The 3,750-nt window shown below is 42.4% G+C and carries 3 protein-coding genes; 2 read left to right on the forward strand and 1 reads right to left on the reverse strand.

Features of this window, described 5'->3' with window-relative positions:
- The coding region (locus tag ACCM36_RS06615; protein WP_370572961.1) for a glycosyltransferase family 39 protein at positions 1–1,268 on the reverse strand (1,268 nt) is incomplete at its 3' end.
- Between the two features lie 136 nt (positions 1,269–1,404).
- On the opposite strand from ACCM36_RS06615, the gene ACCM36_RS06620 reads away from it, so the two are divergent.
- Positions 1,405–2,367 (forward strand): lysylphosphatidylglycerol synthase transmembrane domain-containing protein, encoded by a 963-nt coding sequence (locus tag ACCM36_RS06620; RefSeq protein ID WP_370572962.1) that lies wholly within the window; start codon positions 1,405–1,407, stop codon positions 2,365–2,367.
- An 82-nt stretch (positions 2,368–2,449) separates the two neighbouring features.
- Positions 2,450–3,750 (forward strand): mannose-1-phosphate guanylyltransferase/mannose-6-phosphate isomerase (locus tag ACCM36_RS06625; protein WP_370572963.1); only part of this gene is annotated, 1,301 nt, incomplete at its 3' end.

The raw sequence follows: 3,750 nt of genomic DNA on the forward strand, positions 1-3,750 counted from the left end.
GTCAGATCAGACAGGTAGACAGCTGTTGATCTCCAATCCTCTTTTTGTGCAGAAGTGTAATACTGGGATAGTAAGGGAACAGTGAGAACGGATAGCAAAAGCACAAAAGAAAGCATGATCAAATTCCGCGTTCTATTATTAGCTGAAGATTCCCTGATCTTCTTTGAAGGGGACAAAAAGCTAGCTATGCCCGTAATGCCTCTGGAGACAAATATTAAATATGCAGGCAGCAGGAATAACAGGTACCTTGGACTGAAAGGCATACTGGCAGCAAGTATGTAGCTAACTAGGAGAGGTATGAAAAGATATAATCCCAGATAGGCACACTGCTCTTTTTGGCGAATAGCTGCAACTACAAGACCTGTAATGAAAAGGAGTATGAAAAATGCTGATGATGATGGGACCCTGGTACTGAACTCCAGAAGCATAGTAGGTACGAAGCTTGCTGATTGGCCGATACCCCACGTAGGAGTTCCGGAGGTTCTGAGAATGGCCTGCTTAACGAAAGGCACCATTAAAGGCAAAGTCGATATGAAAAGTGCTGCCATAGCCACCAGAAATCCCTTTAAGGATGGGACATCCTGCAAAGACAAAGACTTTTTCTTATATGCAGGAATAGCGACATTCAGCAACAAATAAAAGACAACTTCCGGGATGAACACGAAGACTGCATAATAATGAGAATAAAAAGCAAGCGTTGAAGAAATAATATATAGTACCCAACTATTCCGGTTATTGTCATGAACTGCGACATAGAAGAAATATAGTGACATGGAAGCAAACAAAAGCATTTGTGCATACATCCTGGCTTCCTGGGAATACCACAGGTGCATCATGGAGATAGCAAGCAGAAAGGCACTTATGATCCCCTCTTCTTTTCCAAAGAAGCGCTTACCCATGAAATATGTTACAGGTATAGTGAGAGTTCCAAATATCGCAGAAGGGAACCTTAAACTGAACTCGCTTGAGCTGAACAGGGTCATAAAATGCAGAAATACCATGTGCAGAGGCGCCTGGCTGGACTCTATAGCTTTAGCCCAGGTCCCTCCAAAGGTCTCTTGTATGTAACCAAAACTCGCACCTTCATCCAGCCAGATGGATTGATGACCAAGACGATATATACGCAGGAGAGCACCGAGCAATGTTATAGCAATAAGGAGCAATAAATACTTATCATAAAGCATGTACTGTACCATAGATGATGATGGATCCACATCCTGGATAGCAGGATTCAGGACCGCCTTATCCTTCACTCTCTTTTTCCCCATTACTAGACCTACCTTTATTGACATGTGCCGAATGTTCGATACCAAAATAGAACGCAACTATTTAATATATTGCATTAATGTAAATAAAAATACTTATTTCCCTTATTGTTTGGAAATATCTGCATGGACGGATCAGATGAATGAAGAAAAACCCCGGATATCAGCTTTATTGACAAGCAAAAAGACTGTATTTTCATTCATCCTGTCGTTCTCTATACTCTACCTGCTAGTGCGTAGCATAAACATAGATGATGTCATAGCCATAGCAAAAGGGACGAACATGTTTCTCTATGTTGCCGCTTTTGTCATGCATTATTTGTCCATAGTGGTAAGAGGAGTTAGATGGAATAGATTGCTGCAGACCATCCGGATCCAGCCGGGAATTGCCATTGCAACGGAAATGGTTTTCCTGTCCTGGTTTGTGAACTGTATCGTTCCTGCAAAGCTTGGTGATGTATACAGAAGTTACCTGCTCAAGAAGAAGAACAGTGCGCCCATATCTGCATCAATTGGCTCTATATTTATCGAACGTGTATGCGATGTTACAATATTGCTGCTACTGCTAACACTAAGTGGCCTGCTCATTTTCAGGAAGAATATGCCTACACAGATCTCTGAAGCCTTAGGAATCGGATATATCCTGCTTGCTGTGATCACCCTGGGACTGATAGTTTTATGGGTATTCAAAGAGAGATTATTGGAAATTGTACCCAATAGATTTCTTTTCCACTTCAATAACCTGCACAATGGACTGTACAGGTCGTTCTCTGATGGTCCAACGGTATTTTTTGTGATCACCCTGACCACGTTGGCATGGGCAATGGAGGCAGCAAGGTTTTTCCTGGTGACCCGGGCCCTTGGACTGCAAATAGGTTTTGAGGTAATTATATTTGTGGTACTCGCAGCCTCCTTGCTGACAGCTATTCCCCTTACACCTGCCGGGCTGGGAGCTGTTGAAGTATCCATCGTTTTCATCCTGAATATAATTGGTATCGATGCAACGCTTGGTACTTCCCTGGCACTGCTCGATAGGCTGATAAGTTACTGGAGCATGCTGGTGACCGGTTCTATAGCATATATGATCAGTGATAGGACCTAAAAAATCGGCCAGGAATGATTATATATTAGTAAAAATAAGAAATACAAAAAAATAAATCGATCATACAAGAGGAGATGAAAACATTAAATCACTCATCCTTGCCGGTGGGTCTGGAACAAGATTATGGCCACTGAGCAGGAAACATAATCCAAAACAGTTCCTGAAACTTGAAGATACATCCTTCTTCCAGAACACCTTAATGCGCTGCCTGGAAGTCTCTGATATATCCGAGATCTTCGTTGTGACAAACGATTCACAGAGATTCTTTGTTACGGGTCAGGCCAAAGAGCTGGGATATGACCTGCCTCCCGAAAACGTACTGATAGAACCTGAGCCGAAGAACACGCTCCCGGCTATTAGTTTCGGTATGCAGGAAATAGTAAAAAGATTCGGAAAATCTATTGTTGGGGTTTTTTCCTCGGACCATGTACTTGACATACGTGCAATGGAGACCATTAAGAACGCACAGTTGCTTGCAATGGAGAATCTGGTCACTTTTGGTATAGTTCCCACATCACCACATACCGGATACGGATACATAAAGCCATCTGAAAAGATCGGTGCTGGCTACAAGGTAGCTGAGTTCAGGGAAAAACCAAATCATGATGACGCCTTGAAGTATCTGAAAGAAGGATGTCTCTGGAATAGCGGAATGTTCCTTTTTGACACTGATGTATTCTTCAGGGAATTAAAGGAACACGAAAAAACATTTTTTGAGGCCTTCGATCCTAAGATCGATCCTGATACAACTATTGAAGAAATATACGGAAAAGTTAGGACGGTCTCCATAGATTACGGAATCATGGAAAAATCAAGGAATGTTGTGGTTGTACGACTGGAACATAAATGGAGCGACCTTGGGAATTTTAATGCTATATATGAGGAATCCGAGAAAGATGACAATGGAAACGTGATCTATGAATGCGAGGACATTCTGATCAATTCCAGGAACAACCTCGTTTATTCCAAATGTGACAAGCTTGTAGCTCTTATAGATGTGGAAAACATGGCAGTCGTCGATACACCGGATGCACTGCTCGTGTGCCCGAGAAAAAGCAGCCAGAAAGTAAAGCAAGTAGCTGATGCTTTACACAACAAGAATGATGAGAGAGCATATCTGCAGCAGACAGTATACAGGCCATGGGGTTCTTATACTGTAATGGAAAAATCTGACAGGCATAAAATAAAGAATATAACTGTAGAACCAAAAAAGAAGCTGAGCCTGCAGCTCCATTACCACCGCAGTGAGCACTGGATAGTTGTCAAAGGTATGGCTACCGTACAGGTAGACGACGAAACGTTTTTCCTGAGGCAGGGAGAAAGCACTTTCATTAGAGCCGGTATGAGGCATAGGCTTGTTAATGAAGGAAAGTTACCTCTGGA

Source organism: Methanomethylovorans sp. (genome assembly GCF_041305605.1).
Lineage (GTDB): Archaea > Halobacteriota > Methanosarcinia > Methanosarcinales > Methanosarcinaceae > Methanomethylovorans.